This window comes from Bradyrhizobium barranii subsp. barranii, assembly GCF_017565645.3.
Lineage (GTDB): Bacteria > Pseudomonadota > Alphaproteobacteria > Rhizobiales > Xanthobacteraceae > Bradyrhizobium > Bradyrhizobium barranii.
Map to the genome: position 1 here is coordinate 3,669,222 of NZ_CP086136.1, position 14,802 is coordinate 3,684,023.

General features: G+C 62.4%; 19 protein-coding genes and 1 pseudogene. 10 read left to right on the forward strand and 10 right to left on the reverse strand.

Annotated features, from left to right (window positions below; genetic code table 11):
• Positions 1-26: 26 nt before the first annotated feature.
• The 7 genes and pseudogenes from arsC to J4G43_RS17505 form a co-directional block, all read right to left on the reverse strand.
• Positions 27-446: an arsenate reductase (glutaredoxin) gene (arsC, locus tag J4G43_RS17475; RefSeq protein WP_166098479.1), complete on the reverse strand. Its 420-nt coding sequence runs from the start codon at positions 444-446 to the stop codon at positions 27-29.
• The gene (locus J4G43_RS17480; protein ID WP_166098476.1) at positions 443-1,144 is read right to left on the reverse strand and encodes an aquaporin; all 702 of its coding nucleotides are present in this window, start codon (positions 1,142-1,144) and stop codon (positions 443-445) included. Before J4G43_RS17480 ends, arsC begins: the two co-directional genes overlap by 4 nt.
• Before the next feature lie 20 nt (positions 1,145-1,164).
• A pseudogene (locus J4G43_RS17485) lies at positions 1,165-1,302 on the reverse strand (arsenate reductase/protein-tyrosine-phosphatase family protein); the annotation flags it as partial.
• Complete coding sequence (locus J4G43_RS17490; protein ID WP_063984569.1) at positions 1,295-1,657, reverse strand: ArsR/SmtB family transcription factor; 363 nt, start codon at positions 1,655-1,657, stop codon at positions 1,295-1,297. The pseudogene J4G43_RS17485 and the gene J4G43_RS17490, both read right to left, overlap by 8 nt.
• 121 nt (positions 1,658-1,778) lie before the next feature.
• Positions 1,779-2,216: a hypothetical protein gene (locus J4G43_RS17495; RefSeq protein WP_166098467.1), complete on the reverse strand. Its 438-nt coding sequence runs from the start codon at positions 2,214-2,216 to the stop codon at positions 1,779-1,781.
• A 100-nt stretch (positions 2,217-2,316) separates the two neighbouring features.
• Complete coding sequence (locus J4G43_RS17500; protein ID WP_249814789.1) at positions 2,317-3,513, reverse strand: MFS transporter; 1,197 nt, start codon at positions 3,511-3,513, stop codon at positions 2,317-2,319.
• A gap of 82 nt (positions 3,514-3,595) precedes the next feature.
• Positions 3,596-3,922, reverse strand: a complete 327-nt coding sequence (locus tag J4G43_RS17505; protein WP_166098457.1) for an ArsR/SmtB family transcription factor — start codon at positions 3,920-3,922, stop codon at positions 3,596-3,598.
• A gap of 143 nt (positions 3,923-4,065) precedes the next feature.
• Between J4G43_RS17505 and J4G43_RS17510 the strand changes: the two genes are divergently transcribed.
• The 5 genes from J4G43_RS17510 (at position 4,066) to J4G43_RS17530 (ending at position 8,512) form a co-directional block, all read left to right on the forward strand.
• On the forward strand, positions 4,066-4,266 hold the full coding sequence (locus tag J4G43_RS17510; protein WP_080586512.1) for a GDCCVxC domain-containing (seleno)protein: 201 nt from the start codon (positions 4,066-4,068) through the stop codon (positions 4,264-4,266).
• 90 nt (positions 4,267-4,356) lie between these two features.
• Positions 4,357-4,674: an ArsR/SmtB family transcription factor gene (locus J4G43_RS17515; protein ID WP_063986549.1), complete on the forward strand. Its 318-nt coding sequence runs from the start codon at positions 4,357-4,359 to the stop codon at positions 4,672-4,674.
• Positions 4,675-4,723: 49 nt separating this feature from the next.
• Entirely contained in the window at positions 4,724-6,094 is a 1,371-nt protein-coding gene (locus J4G43_RS17520; RefSeq protein WP_208085757.1) for an NAD(P)-binding domain-containing protein, read from the forward strand.
• Entirely contained in the window at positions 6,091-7,311 is a 1,221-nt protein-coding gene (locus tag J4G43_RS17525; protein WP_208089342.1) for an MFS transporter, read from the forward strand. The genes J4G43_RS17520 and J4G43_RS17525 overlap by 4 nt, the downstream gene beginning before the upstream one ends.
• Before the next feature lie 28 nt (positions 7,312-7,339).
• Positions 7,340-8,512 carry an MFS transporter gene (locus J4G43_RS17530; RefSeq protein WP_208085758.1) on the forward strand — a complete coding sequence of 391 codons (1,173 nt, stop codon included), beginning with the start codon at positions 7,340-7,342 and terminating at the stop codon, positions 8,510-8,512.
• 5 nt (positions 8,513-8,517) lie between these two features.
• Here the strand turns inward: J4G43_RS17530 and J4G43_RS17535 are convergent, their stop codons facing one another.
• A complete protein-coding gene (locus J4G43_RS17535) occupies positions 8,518-9,300 on the reverse strand; it encodes a sulfite exporter TauE/SafE family protein (RefSeq protein WP_208089343.1) in 783 nt (260 codons plus the stop codon).
• Positions 9,301-10,012: 712 nt separating this feature from the next.
• Here J4G43_RS17535 and J4G43_RS17540 point away from each other — a divergent pair.
• From J4G43_RS17540 to J4G43_RS17555, 4 genes are all read left to right on the forward strand, one after another.
• Entirely contained in the window at positions 10,013-10,909 is an 897-nt protein-coding gene (locus J4G43_RS17540) for a DUF1259 domain-containing protein (protein ID WP_208085759.1), read from the forward strand.
• Between the two features lie 28 nt (positions 10,910-10,937).
• The gene (locus J4G43_RS17545; RefSeq protein WP_208085760.1) at positions 10,938-11,534 is read left to right on the forward strand and encodes a superoxide dismutase; all 597 of its coding nucleotides are present in this window, start codon (positions 10,938-10,940) and stop codon (positions 11,532-11,534) included.
• Between the two features lie 127 nt (positions 11,535-11,661).
• Positions 11,662-12,201 carry a sulfite exporter TauE/SafE family protein gene (locus J4G43_RS17550; RefSeq protein ID WP_225004938.1) on the forward strand — a complete coding sequence of 180 codons (540 nt, stop codon included), beginning with the start codon at positions 11,662-11,664 and terminating at the stop codon, positions 12,199-12,201.
• A gap of 26 nt (positions 12,202-12,227) precedes the next feature.
• Complete coding sequence (locus tag J4G43_RS17555) at positions 12,228-12,365, forward strand: hypothetical protein (RefSeq protein WP_225004940.1); 138 nt, start codon at positions 12,228-12,230, stop codon at positions 12,363-12,365.
• Positions 12,366-12,437: 72 nt separating this feature from the next.
• Here the strand turns inward: J4G43_RS17555 and J4G43_RS17560 are convergent, their stop codons facing one another.
• Together J4G43_RS17560 and J4G43_RS17565 are read right to left on the reverse strand one after the other, a co-directional pair.
• Positions 12,438-13,376, reverse strand: a complete 939-nt coding sequence (locus tag J4G43_RS17560) for a transcriptional regulator GcvA (protein WP_028149917.1) — start codon at positions 13,374-13,376, stop codon at positions 12,438-12,440.
• A gap of 207 nt (positions 13,377-13,583) precedes the next feature.
• On the reverse strand, positions 13,584-13,796 hold the full coding sequence (locus tag J4G43_RS17565; protein WP_161495875.1) for a hypothetical protein: 213 nt from the start codon (positions 13,794-13,796) through the stop codon (positions 13,584-13,586).
• On the opposite strand from J4G43_RS17565, the gene J4G43_RS17570 reads away from it, so the two are divergent.
• Positions 13,783-14,475: a glutathione S-transferase family protein gene (locus J4G43_RS17570; RefSeq protein WP_208085761.1), complete on the forward strand. Its 693-nt coding sequence runs from the start codon at positions 13,783-13,785 to the stop codon at positions 14,473-14,475. The genes J4G43_RS17565 and J4G43_RS17570 overlap by 14 nt on opposite strands.
• Positions 14,476-14,802: the final 327 nt, after the last annotated feature.

The following is a 14,802-nucleotide window of genomic DNA, read 5'->3' on the forward strand; positions in this document are numbered from 1 at the left end:
CCGCCGCGGATTCCGACCGAGGAGCGTTAGGGGCGGTGAGTTGCCTGGCGCGCTTCGACCACCTCGCCATCTTCCTTCGTGAACCGGCCGACCGGATTGTCGAGGAGATCGACGACGGCTTCGGAAGGGCGGCACAAGCGCGTGCCCTTCGAGGTCACGACGATCGGGCGGTTGATGAGAATGGGATGCGCGAGCATCTGATCGATCAACTGGTCGTCGGTCCATTTGGGGTCGGCGAGGCCGAGCTCCTTGTACGGCGTGCCCTTCTCGCGCAGCAATTCGCGAACCGGAATGCCAATCGCTGCAATCAGCTGCTTGAGCGTCTCGCGCGACGGCGGGGTCTTGAGATATTCGATGACAGTGGGCTCCGCGCCGCTCTGCCGGATCATCGCCAGCGTGTTCCGCGAGGTGCCGCAATCGGGGTTGTGGTAGATCGTCACGCTCATCGGGTCGTCTCCGCAATTTGTACGGGGCCGCGGGCCCCGGAGTGCCCGAGCAGCCAGTTCATCAACAGCATGCCGGCGAATGCTCCGCAGAGCTCCGCAAGAATGAATCCGGGCAGGTCGGTCGGACGAATGCCCGAGAACGTGTTTGTCAGCGACCGCGCGATGGCCACCGCCGGATTTGCAAACGACGTGGAGGCCGTGAACCAATAGGCTGCCGTGATGTAAAGGCCCACCAGCCAGGGAACCGCCGTCCGCTGAAATCGGATGCCGGCGAGGATCGTCGCGACCAGACCGAAGGCGGCGACCGCTTCGGCGAACCATTGCGGCCCTCCCGTTCGAACCTTCGTCGAGAAATCGAGCAGGGGAAGTCCGAACATCAGATGCGCGGCCATCGTTCCCGCGATGCCGCCGGCGATCTGCGCGATCACGTAGAGCACGGCTTCGTTGACCGGAAGCTCGCGCTTGCCGGTGAAGACGAGGGTCACCGCGGGATTGAAATGCGCGCCGGAGATCGGACCGAGCACGGTGATCAGGACAACCAGAATGGCTCCGGTCGGCAGGGTATTGCACAGAAGCGCAAGCGCCACGTCCTTGGTCAGCGTCTCGGCCATGATGCCGGAGCCGACGACGGTGGCGACGAGAAGCCCGGTGCCGAGCGCCTCGGCCGCGAGGCGCCGTGGAAGATCGAAATTGTCCATCAGCCGGCCTTCGGCGTTGAATGTGTTGCGCCCTCGGAGCGTCCGATCTCGGACTGAAAGCGGCCGGCTCCGTCCTTGCGAAGGATCGACTCGGCGAGGACCGAGCGCGCCGAATTGCCGGTGCACAGGAACAAAACATTGTACATCTGGTCAGGCACGGCTTCGCTCCTTTCGCTTTGGCGAGCAGCAGGCTTGGAGACTTTCGACGACCGGCTCGCAAACCTCCGGCCGGCCGCCGCAGCAATCCCGAAGCAGGAAAACCGCAACGTCCCTGAACTCCGCAAGGTTGGCGCGATAGACGATCGAACGGCTGTGTCGCTCGGAGGTGACGAGGCGGGCACGCGTCAGGATCGAGAGATGAGCCGAAAGGGTATTCGGGGGGACTTCCAGCAGACGTGCGAGGTCGCCGGCCGCAAGGCCATCGGGCTCGTGTCGGACCAGCGTCCGGAAGGCCTCCAGACGGGTCGATTGTGACAGGGCGGCGAGCGCGAGGACGGCTTCTTCAGTTTCCATATATCCAGATTTATGGAATTATAAGATGTTCGTCAATCCGAAATCCGGCGAGCCCGTCTCGCGTCGGAAGGAGTTATTCGGCAACATTGGCTTGAGGACATCAATTGGCGCGCATCGCAAGTTACCGCATCGAGTGAAAATTATGGCGGGCTGGCGCCAACGGCGGCCACAGAAGCGCGCGAACGATGAGCGGAATACCAACCGCAAAAGGTATCAGCCAGTACATGAAATGAGGCAGGTCCTTCCAAAGCGGAAGCTGCTTTCCATTGTCCACGTAGAAAGCAACCAGCATCAGTATGTACGACAGGCCCATCCCCGCGATATGGAGCCTGACCCAATACCACCAGCGGCGCCGGAGCGCGGTGCGCCCGATCCAGGCGCAAGTGAATGACAACGCACCGAGAACGAACAAGTGATAGTTTTCGGCCCAGCGCATGAGCGACAGTAGCGTCGCGGACGCGAAGAGCGCCAGCAGGACCAGAAATAGGTCGTTCCAAGCCTCGAATGACGCCCGCGACGCTTCTGACTCAACATCGCGATTGCGCCGATCGCAACGCACGCAAGGCCCAGGGGGATATGCACCCCCAGGACTACCGCCAGAAAGAAGGGGGCGGTCGAAGGAATTTCGATACCCGCCACGATCGTCGTTTCTCCGACCGTCATGGCGCTACTCCTAGCTTTTCATTCATCATCGACTCGGCCGACGAGGACGGTCGTCTGACGGCGAATGCTCCGGCGCCACAGACAATGCAGAGCATGCAGCAACCGATCAGGACGGCGGCATAGCTTCCCGTCCAATCGACACTTGCCGCGAAAGGCAGAGGACCGAACGCCGCGCCGGCAATGCCGAACACGAACGACGCGCCCCTGATTGCGCCGAGATGGTCGCGGCCGAAATACTGCGCATAGCCAGCGGCGTTGATAGCTTGCTGCGAACCGTACGCCCCTCCCAGGCTCAACGCATACAGCACACTGATGGCGACGCCGTTGCCAAACGCCGGAAGAGCCGTCGCCAGCGCAAGCATGAACATCGCAAGCGGAACCAGGTGCCGGGGTTCATAGCGATCCACCAGAAATCCGGTGCCGAGTGTCGCAACAGCCTGAACGCCGGCAAGAAGCGACAACAGTAGCAGTGCGTCGCTGTGTGCGATCCCGGCCGTCTGCATGATGGAGAAATGATTGAGCAAGAGCGCGGTGCCGATGGCATTGGTCAGAAAGCCTGCCGCACACAGCAGCCAAAATACGCCGGTACGGAGCGCCTGTTCGCGCGTGAACGAGGGCTCCTTCCGAGGATATTCTGCGGCCGTTAGCAGCCCGGCGTCCGTGCTGAGGCCGAATTTTTCCGGCCGATCGCGAAACAGCGCGGCAGCAACCGGCAGAATGGTGAGGGCGACAAGTCCGGCAAGCGCGAGATAGGCGCCTCGCCAACCGTAGAGCGAGATGAGAGCATCGATGAGTTTCGGAAAGATCATGGAACCAGTCGCGAGCCCGAGGCTGGCCGCCGCAGCGGCAATCCCGCGCCGACGCACAAACCACAGATTGACGACCTGCTGACTGACGAGGCTAAGGCCGCCGATCGCCGCGCCACGCAACAGTGCGAATCCGACGAGCAGCATTATTGCGGATTGAACTGTCGCCATGAGGGCGCAGGCCAAGGCGAGGCCACCGGCGATGATGGTCGCCGTCAGGCGGGGTCCACGCCGGTCGATCCAGCGACCGATCACAGGTGCGGGCAGAATTCCCGCAAGCGTTCCCACTGCATAAGCGATCGAGGCCGATGTCCGCGAGATGCCAAGATCGGCAGTGATGGGATCGAAGAAAACTGAAACGCCTGCCGTTTGGCCGGGCAGGGTCATGAACGAGCCGAAGGTGCCCGCGCCCAGGACGATCCAGCCATAATGGAGAGCCGACGTTCGGGGGCTCACCATCCGCACGGGATCAACTCGCCCGGCGCGTCACCGCCGCCGGCACATCACTCGCAAATCCCTCGCAGCAATGCTCGCGCAAGAACGCGATGACTCCATCCATGCGATCATATTGAGCGCGGCAGATCACCGTGCGTCCATTTTTTTCCTGGGCGACGAGGCCTGCGGTGACCAACCCGCGCAGATGAAAGGCGAGCGTTGAGGCCGGTACATCGAGACGGGTCTGGATATCGGTGATGTTAAGGCCGGGCGGCCCGGCCCGAACCAGCAGCCGATAAATGTCCAGGCGCGTCAGATTGCCTAATTCGGCCAGGCAACGTGCAGCGATTTTGCGGTTCATGGGTTCCCGCATACCGCAAACTCCAGAGAATTACAACTATAATACTAGTTTTATAGTTTTAATCGCAATCCAATTTCCGAACTGGCCGCGGTTACGCTGAACGACTAGAATGGGCTTTGTCTCGCGATCGAGGAAAGCCGGCAATGCAAACCCAATCGGTCATTACGTGTCCGGTCTGTCATCACGCGTCAGCCGAAACCATGCCGACTGACGCCTGTCAGTTCTTCTACGATTGCAAGGGATGCGGGACCCGGCTCAAGCCGACGAGCGGCGATTGCTGCGTCTTCTGTTCGTACGGATCGGTCCCTTGTCCGCCGATCCAGCAGAACGGAAAGTGCTGCTGAGGCCGCCCCGCCGGCGGGCGGTCGCCCCTATATTTCCAATATTCTAGAAATACGGTTGACGGCGAGGGTGGATCGGCGCATCTTATGGTCATGAAGATCGACGACGCAGCAGCACGCTTGGAAGCCCTGGGCAACCGGACCCGGCTTCAGATCTATCGGGCCTTGGTCCGGGCTGGACAGCCGGGCATGCCCGTCGGTCGCTTGCAGGACAAATTGAAGATCCCGGCATCGACGCTATCTCATCACATCAAGTCTCTGGTTGCGGTCGGGCTCATTAGTCAGGTCCGCGAATCCACGACCCTGGTCTGCCACGCGAACTACGACGGGATGCGGGGCCTGGTGGATTTCCTGGTGTCGGAGTGCTGTGCCGATGAAACCGAATGCAAGGATACCAAAACGGCGGCCTGATTTTTTTGGCCGATTTATTCGATGATTCTAGAATAATGGGAGTAGCGAAATGAGCGGCGGAAAGACAGTTGCCATTATCGGGGCGGGGCCGGTCGGCCTGGCTGCGGCCGCGCACGTGCTCGAACGCGGCATGTCCCCCATTGTGCTCGAGGCCGGACCCGAAACCGGACACGCCGTCCGCCAGTGGCAGCAGGTCCAGCTGTTCTCGCCGTGGGAGTACAATGTCGACAAGGCCGCCGCGCGCCTGCTTGCACCGACGGGATGGAATTCGCCGGACCCGCAATCCTATCCGACCGGCGGCGAACTGCTTGATCGATACCTGGCGCCGCTCGCGACGCGAACGTCGCTACGCGATGTGATCCGGACCTCCAGCCGCGTCTCGGCCATCAGCCGCGTCGGCTTCGACAAGGCGAAGACCAAGGGGCGTGAGCAGGCGCCTTTCGAAATCCGCTATCAGAACGGCAAGGGGCCCGAGGTTCTGCGTGCAGATGCCGTGATCGATACCTCAGGCACTTGGTTCTCCCCCAATCCGGCCGGCCGCAACGGTTTGCCGGCGATCGGTGAGTCCGAATGCGGCGACCGTATTGCTTACGGCATGCCGGATGTCGGGGGTGTCGCTCGTTCCAGATATGCTGGCAAGACCGTTGCTGTCTTGGGCGCGGGCCATTCAGCGGTGGGCACGCTGATCGATCTCGTACATCTCGCCGACGAAGTGCCGGGCACTCAGCCCGTCTGGCTGTTGCGTGGCGCCGATCCCGCGAAGGCTTTTGGCGGCGGCCGTAACGATAAACTCGCGGCGCGCGGCGAACTCGGCAGTGCCTTCGCCGCGCTTGTTGCCTCCGGGAAGATCAAGGTCGAAACTGAATTCGGCGTCACGCACCTCTCGGACCCCGAAGGTCGCCTCAAGATCGCGGCGGGGTCCTGTTGCGGTGGGCGAAGCGTGGTCGTGGACGAACTGATTGTGTCGACGGGTTTCCGTCCTGACTTCTCGTTCCTGTCTGAACTGCGTTTGCGGCTCGATCCCGCCATCGAGGCACCAGTCGCTCTCGCACCGCTGATCGATCCCAACGAGCATAGCTGCGGGACGGTGCGTCCCCACAGCGCGCGCGAGCTCGCGCATGATGAAGCGGGTTTCTACATGGCGGGCATGAAGTCGTACGGCCGCGCTCCGACCTTCCTGATGATGACGGGTTATGAGCAGGTTCGCTCGATTGCGGCCGATCTCGCTGGCGACAAGGAGGCGGCGGCGAGGGTGGAGCTTGTGCTGCCGGAGACCGGCGTCTGCACACGTGGCGGTGTCGAGGCCGCCGGGACCGCATCAGGATGTTGCGGCGGGCCGGCGAAGGAAGAGTCGTCCGCCTGCTGCGCTGCCGACGAAACAGCCAAGAAGGCCGGCGCTTCGGGGTGTGGTTGTTCATGACGCAAGTTCTCGCGGGCCAAGCCCGAGGCCCGCTCGGCGTCGTCGCCGCGCTCGGCACCGCGCAAACGGTTGCATGGGCGTCGAGCTATTATCTTCCGGCCATCCTGGCTGCGCCGATTGCGCGCGATCTCGGTCTCGCGCCGACTTACGTGTTCGGCGCGCTGTCGGGAGCGCTCGTCATCTCTGGTCTGCTCGGCCCGCGCGTGGGGCATGCCATCGATACGTTTGGCGGGCGCAGCCTGCTTGCCATTTCGAACCTCGTGTTTGTGGCAGGCCTGCTCCTGCTGTCCGTGGCCCATGGCGTAGCGGTGCTGATTACGGCCTGGGCGTTGCTGGGGATCGGCATGGGCATGGGCCTCTATGAGGCGGCCTTTGCGACGCTTGCGCGCATCTACGGTACCAATGCACGACGAACCATCACCGGCATCACGCTGATCGCCGGTTTCGCCAGCACGCTCGGCTGGCCCCTCACGACCTGGCTCGCGTCGGAGTACGGCTGGCGCGTCGCCTGTCAGATATGGGCGGCGATCCATATCGCTGTTGCGTTGCCGCTCAATCTCTCGCTGCCGCGCGCCGTCCCATTGGACCAGCAGGCTCGACCGGGGCCGGGTGCAATCCAGCAATCCGGACGCCAGAGCGAGACCTTCGCGATGGTGCTGCTGGCTTACATGTTCGCGGCAGCTAGCTTCGTCAGTTCGGGCATCTCGGCCATTCTGCCGACCATGCTGGTTGCGTTCGGCGCGACACCGGCTCAGGCCCTGCTCGCGGGCGCGCTGGTCGGGCCTGCACAAGTCGGCGCGCGTCTGTTGGAAGCAGGATGGCTCGCCCGGTTTCACCCGCTGCTGTCGGCGAGGCTGGCCATGCTGATGAATCCGATCGGCGTCGTTGCGCTGGTGATGGGCGGACCCTTGCTCGCGTCGACGTTCACGGTGCTGTACGGAGCGGGCAACGGCATCATCACCATTGCCCGTGGTACGCTTCCATTGGCGCTGTTTGGGCCGGCCGGATTCGGCAAGCGGGTCGGCATGATCTCGCTGCCTTCTAGACTGACGGGCGCCGCCGCGCCGCTCACACTGGGGCTGATGGTCGAGCACATCGGCAGCAGTGCGCTGTGGATCAGCGCGCTCGTCTCGGTCTCGGCCTTCTTCGCGCTCTTGCTGCTTCGTACGGAGCGGGCAACATCAAAGCCGCTTCAGGTGGGAGAACAAAATTCATAAGCTCGGCGGCCGGTCTCTAATTGCGGTGATGTGCATAGGGCAGGTCGGCAACCTGCTGCCGCATGTGACGTTGCCCGCAAATCTGGCGCAGCATTTGATGCCGGAGTGGGGCCTCTCCGCCGCCGAAGGCGGCTTGATGGCGAGCGGTTATGCGTTCGGTTACATGCTCGCGGTGCCCGTGCTGACGACGTTGACCGACCGGATCGACGCGCGGATTGTCCTGCTCTGGGGCTCGATCGTCAGCGGGCTCGCGACCGCAGCGTTCGGAATCTTCGCAGAAGGGTTCTGGTCGGCGACTGCGATCTGGTCCCTTGCAGGACTTGGATTTGCGGGCGCCTATATGCCGGGCCTGAAGGCGCTGACGGACCGGCTTCCCGCCGGCGACACCTCGCGCGCCGTCACGTTGTACACTTCGAGCTTCTCGGTCGGCGTCGGCCTCTCGTTCCTGGTCGCGCAACTGATCGCCGACCGCTGGGGGTGGCGCACCGCCTTCCTCGTCACCGGCCTCGGTCCCGTCGCCATGGTCGTCGCGTGCCTTCTGATGCGGGAGCAGCGGCCCGCGCCGAAGGCGGGGCGTCTGCTCAACTTCGCACCCGTCTTCGCCAACCGCGAGGCGCTCGGTTACATCCTCGGCTACGGCGCGCACTGCTTCGAGCTTTACGGCATCCGTACCTGGCTGGTCGGGTTCTGGACGTTCGTGGTCGCTCATCAAGGCGCGCCGTCTTGGTTGAGCCCCGTCGTGCTGAGCTTCTGCTTCGCGGTGATCTCGATGCCCGCAAGCATCCTCGGCAACGAGGCCGCGCTGAAATTCGGCCGCCATCGGGCGATCACGATCGTCATGATCGCATCGGCCTGCGTCGCACTTATCATCGGGCTCAACGCGACGGCGCCGGCATGGGTGCTCGCGCTGCTGCTGCTCGCCTATGGCCTGACCGTGCCCGCCGATTCAGGTGCGTTGACTGCCGGCATGTCTGCCGCGGCGACTTCCGAACATCGCGGCGCAACCCTGGCCTTGCATTCGACGGTCGGCTTCGGTCTGTCGGCGGTTGGAGCCTGGGGAACCGGCGCCGCGCTCGACGCGGCCGGCGGTCCGCAGAGCGCGACCGGCTGGCTGCTGGCGTTCATCGTTCTTGCGGCCGGAATTGCGTTGGGTCCGTTCGCGCTGCTCTGGGCGCGGATTAGTCGAACACATCACGTCTGAGCGCTCTACTCGTGCCGCCATATCTCCACGGCTGAGATGACCAGGATCACAGCCAATCCCGGCAGAAGAATCGAATTCGGGACAATACCGAGAAGCAAGCCGCCGATGAATGTGCCGACGATCGATCCGATCGCCATTGCAAGCATGAACTGCCAGTTGGCGCGGAGCACTGAAAAACTCTGATCGCGACTATAACGCGCGAATCCCACGAGCATCGTCGGAAGGCTCACCGCAAGTGAGAGGCTGCCTGCCAGCTTGACGTCCGCGCCGAACAACAGGATCAGGGTGGGGATCAGGAATTCTCCACCGGCAATGCCGAGCAACGACGCCACGATGCCTATCAGGAAGCCTGCCGCTACACCCGCGACAATCAGGTACATGCCAGTCAGCGCCGGGGCGGGTGCTGCCGCAGTGCTGTGTGCGAACAGAAGCACACCTGCGATCAGCAGCAACAAGACCGCTATGACCTTGTAGAGCGTTTCGGACTTGAGGCGCGTCGCCCAGGATGCCCCGGCATAGGCGCCAACAAGGCTGCCCGCCAGCAGGTTCAGGATGACCGGCCAATGCGCATATATTTCGGCAAAGGGAACGGCGCGGGCACGAAATGGCAGTGCGCTGGCCACCACGATCAGGCTCGTCGCCTTGTTGAGGACCACGGCTTCAAGACCGCGAAACCTGAACAAGCTGATGAGGAGCGGCAGACGAAATTCGGCGCCCCCGAGGCCGATGAGGCCGCCCAAGGTACCGATGATTGCGCCCGAGCCGAACGCGGCGGAATTGTTTCGCATGGTCACGACGGAAAAAATGCGCTGGTGCGCAAAACTGGACTTGCCCGTAATCCGTCGTGGCGGGGAGCTTCACACCTGCTTACGGCAGGGCGTGGGGCTGAGGAACAGGCTAGTCTAGAATCTCGGGCGTTGCAAACTTACGTCCACTCGGCTTCGAGCGGCAGGAGACGATGACGATCCTTCGATCATGGCTCGCTTTGCTCAGACATGAAAGAAACGCGACGGATTGCTCCGCACGGGTGTTACGAACTTTAGATGCTGCCGGTATGCCGGTCTTTTGCTCGACGTGCCAAAGGTTCCAAACCGTCGGCGCTATCCTCGCGACGTGCCTCCGATGACTTCTGCATTCCCCGACTTAAGCAGGTTGACAGTTCGGCCATCCGGGTTTTAATTCGCCGCTACGGGGATGTGCGATCTCCCCGTGAGGCGACATGCCCAAGTATCGCGTCCTTAATCACCAAGGGCGCAGCATGTCAGCATCATACATCCCCCTTTCTTCCGGCAGACTAGCTAGACTGATCGGCACGGCGAATGCGCCGGCGCTTATCGATGCGCGCATTGACGGGGACGTCTCAGCCGACCCGCGCCTGATTCCCGAGCGCCGTGCGGCGCTCGCGCGACGTCCAGGATTGGGCCTCCCGCTTGATGGGCCGATGCGATCGATCTCGGGGCGTGCTTAGCCGCAGCTGCTTCAAGACTTAGGAGCACATCAATGAGAAACACACTCTTCGCGTTCATCGGTCTCGGCGCCTGCCTCCTTGGCTCGGTCTCGACGGCTCAAGCGCAGGACATCGACTGGCAGAAGGTTGACGAGACGCTGGGCCGCAAGCCCGCCGTCTCGGACGACGTCCACCGCTACGGCTTTCCCCGCAGCGATCTCTCCGTGACGTTGGACGGGGTGACGATCAAGCCGGCGCTGGCGCTCGGCGGCTGGGTCGCGTTCAAGCCTGGGCACGGCGGCGCCATGGTCATGGGCGACCTCGTGCTGCTCGAAACCGAGATCAATCCCGTGATGGCGAAGATGATCGCGAACGGCCTTGAGATCACCGCCATCCACAATCATCTGCTGCGCGCGAGTCCGGCGACGTTCTACATGCATGTTGCCGGGCACGGGGACCCGGTCAAGCTCGCCGCTGCGATCCACGATGCACTTGCCGAAAGCAAGACTCCATTGACCGTCGCAGCGCCGGCGAGCCCGCCGCCGGCCGTGGACCTCGACACCGCGAAGCTCGACCAGATTATCGGCAGCAAGGGACAGGCCAACGGAGGCGTCTACCAATTCAACGTGAAGCGACGTGATCCGATCACGCAAGACGGCATGCCATTGACCCCCGTCGCTCCAATGGGCGTTGCGATCGGTATCAACTTCCAGCCGACCGGGGGCGGGAAGGCGGCCATCACGGGCGACTTCGTGCTGACGGGCAACGAGGTCAACCCTGTCATTTTGGCGCTGCGCACGCACGGCATCGAGGTGACCGCGCTGCATAGCCACATGCTGGATGAGCAGCCGCGACTTTTCTTCATGCACTTCTGGGCGAACGACGACGCCGTCAAGCTCGCCGAAGGCTTGCGCGCGGCCTTGGACAAGACTGCCAGCACGAAGAGTTGAGCCAAAGATCGAGAGAAGGAGACGCCCGATGCGTTACGAAGCCAAGCCGATGCCGTTCGATCCGAAATCGATCAGCGGCATCTCCGAAAAGGTTCTTATCAGCCACTACGAGAACAACTACGGCGGAGCCGTGAAGCGGCTCAACGCGATTGGCGCGCAGCTCGCAGAGCTCGATTTCGCCAAGGCGCCGAACTTTCTCATCAACGGCCTGAAGCGCGAGGAGTTGATCGCAACGAACTCGATGATCCTGCACGAGATCTACTTCGACGGTCTTGGTGGATCTGAGCGGCCGAGCGGCGCTCTCGCCGATGCGATTGCGCGCGACTTTGGCAGCATCGAGCGCTGGCGTACGGAATTCGCAGCCATGGGCAAGGCCGAAGGCGGCGGCTCGGGGTGGGTGATCCTTGCCTATTCACCCCGTGACGGGCGGCTCATCAATCAATGGGCCGCAGATCATACCACAACGCTCGCCGGCGGTCGGCCGGTGCTGGTGCTCGACATGTATGAGCACGCCTATCACATGGATTTCGGCGCTGCCGCCGCCCGCTATGTCGACGTCTACATGGAGGCCATTCGCTGGGAGAACGCCGCCAAATTGTACGATCGATACGCCGGGGAATCCTGAAAGAGGCGGGAGGGGGGTAGGACGCCGAGGTATTGCCAAACGAGTGATCGACTGCGGACCCGCGACCTCCCCATCAGATGGATATGCATCCAAGTGCTCGCCTGCATTGTTCTTGGGGAGACGACCCATGGATGGACCTGTCTTCGCTCTCTTCGCATTTGCCGCGCTCGCGGGCGGCTTCGTCAGCGGCTTTTCCGGATTCGCCATGGGCCTCGTGGTGTCGGGCGTATGGCTGCACATCATCACGCCGATGCAGACCGCTACCTTGATCGCAGGCTACGGCTTGCTCACGCAGGGTTACGGCATCTTCAAGCTGCGACATGTCCTCGACCTTCGGCAGGCTTGGCCGCTCGCGCTCGGAACTGTCATCGGCATCCCGATCGGCGTCAGCATTCTCGCTTACCTGAACCCCAGCTACCTCCGATTTGGTGTGGGGCTCCTGCTGGTGCTCTACGCAATCTATGGCCTGACGAAGCCCGTATTCGCTCCGGTAAAGATCGGAGTCGGAGCCGATATCGCCATTGGCGTCTCCAACGGCTTGCTTGGCGGCCTGACTGGGCTCGGCGGCGTGATCTCGACGATTTCCTGCCAATGGCGCGGCTGGCCCAAGGACGTGCAGCGCGCGGTGTTTCAGCCAGTGCTGTTCGTGGCGTTCGTTGCACGCTGATGCTATACGCATTGGGCGTTCCCTTCATGGTCGCGGGCCTTTGGTCCGGCTTCAAATTGTTCGGCAAGATCAACGATGAGACCTTTCGCAGGACCGTGCTGGCGCTTCTGCTGCTCGCGGGATTGTCGCTGATCGCATCGGTGCTGTCGTTCGGACTGCGTTGATATCAGCCGAATCCCCGGCGGCTTACCACCTCGGACTATTCTCCGCGGACGAGAAAATCGCCGGAAAGAGGCCTATCGCCGCCTTGCTGCTTTTGGTGTCCCGGTGACGGATTTAAGCAGGCGCAGGTCGCTCGACGCCTCCGCGAGCAGCCAGTCACGAAATGTCGCAATCTTCGGAAGTGACGCGGTCGCCTTGGGGCAGACGATCCAATAGCTCTTCGACAATGGCACCGACTCCGGGAAGGGCAGCGCCAGCCGTCCATTGATCAGGTCCCAGGCGCCTAATGTCGTGCGGGCCAGGGCGATGCCCTGGCCGTTGATTGCGGCATCGATGACCATGCTGGCACGATTGAGCACCGGACCATGCGTGACATCAGCGTCGTCAATGCCGACGCCACGTAGCCAATTTGCCCAGTCGGATCTGCTGTCGAGGTGGATCAGGGGAAATCTCAGGATATCCGCGACCCCGCCGATGCGGCGGCGTCCCGACAGCAGCTTGGGACTGCACACGGCGAAGAGCCGTTCCGTGCAGAGCCTTGTGGCATCGAGGCCCGGCCAGTTTCCATCGCCATGGCGGACCGCAAGATCGACCTCCTCACGCGCAAAATCGACGTGATGCATCGTTGCCGAGACGCGGAGATCGATTCCCGAATGCGCTTCCGCGAAATGGCCCAGTCGGTGCACCAGCCATTTGGCGGCAAAATCCGGGGAGGTGCTGACCGTGAGCACGCCTGCGTTCTGTCGCTGCAACAGCCGCTCCGTACCCGCGGCAATTCGGTCCAGCGCATCGCGTATCACCGCGAGATAGTCGCGGCCCGCTTCCGTGATGATCAGGCGCTGGCGCTCGCGGCTGAACAGCTTGATGGCGAGCTCCGTTTCCAACGCCTTGACCTGATGGCTCACCGCACCTTGCGTGACGCACAGCTCTTCGGCGGCCCGCGTGAAGCTCTCGTGGCGGGCTGCGGCTTCGAAGGCCTTTAGTGCGTTCAGCGGTGGCAAACGCGGGCGCATGACGCACCCTCCTGAGGGACTTCATGAGAAAAATTGGGGCTGGCCCGAGAAACGATGCTTTGCGGACTTTGCCCTGCCGGCCCTATGCAGGCGGCCACGACACGAAATCATGGGAGCTGGAGGCAATAAATGTCAATACCTATTGCCGATCGTGGTTTTCCGTCGCGAGTTCGACGCAGCGTGACGGCTGCGGATCATAAACAAAATTCATGGCAGGCGTTGATCGGCAGATGGCTTGCCCGCATCGAGCGGATAAATCAGCGCGACGATCTTCGCGCGATTGCCGACAATCCCCATCTCCTTGCCGATCTCGGGCTCACTCGGGAAGAGGCCTTGGAGCAAGCGAACAAGCCGTTCTGGCGCTGATCGAGCCCGATCGACAGCAAGCGAACCGGGAGGAGAAAAGATGTCCGAGACCATCGTTTACGGCTTTCCCCGCAGCACGTTCGTCAACATCGTGCGGCTCGTCCTCACCCACAAGGACGTGGCCTACCGCTTCGAGGACCTCGAGCCCGTGATGGGCAGGAGCGAGCATCTCGCGCTCCATCCGTTCAACCGCGTTCCGATCTTCCGGCACGGCGACTTCACCGTCTACGAGACGCGCGCCATCGTCGGCTACATCGACGAGGTGTTCGCGGGAGCACGGCTGACGCCGCAGAACCCGCACGCGCGGGCTCGCATGAATCAATGGATCGGTGTCGTCGATTCCTACGTCTATCCCTACATGATCTACCATGTGACCCACGAGCGGTTGGTGTTTCCCGAGCTCGGGATTGCATCCGACGAGAAGGTGGTGGCGCACGCACTGCCCAAGGTCGAGAACGCACTCGTGGCCATCGAGCGCGAGCTCGCAGATGGTCGGGACTACCTCCTCGGTCCAGAACTCTCGATCGCGGATTTCTACCTTTTGCCAAGCACCTTTGCGTTCAGCCTGACGGAGGAAGGCAAGGCCATGTACCCGAAATATCCGGCCTTCTGTCGATGGCGGGAGCGCATGGAGAGCCTGCCGACGACGCAGAAGCTGCGCGCGATCCTGCCGCCGCGCGCGCGCATTGCGCATGCCCGCGAGTGGGCGCACTCGCACCGCCCGAGATATTGAGCTAGGCTTGGACTGACACTGGGGCAGGGACTTTCCGCCAGGTACCCGACGCAGTGGATTGCGTTTTCGAGCGGCGGGGGACGACGGTGATCCTTAGATCACGGCAACCTGTGCTACGACATGAAAAAAAACGCGGCGGATTGCTCCGCCGCGGGTGTTACGAACTTTCGATGTTGCCATGATGCCAGTGTTTTGCCCGACGTGTCAAAGGCGGCCAAAATGGTCTCGCCGCTGAGGTCGCGCTGCTGCTGATCGGTCGTGCAGATTAGCTAACAGTTTCAATGCCCCCGCTACTGTGCATGGGGTTGTTTTTTCAGTTCTTGTTTT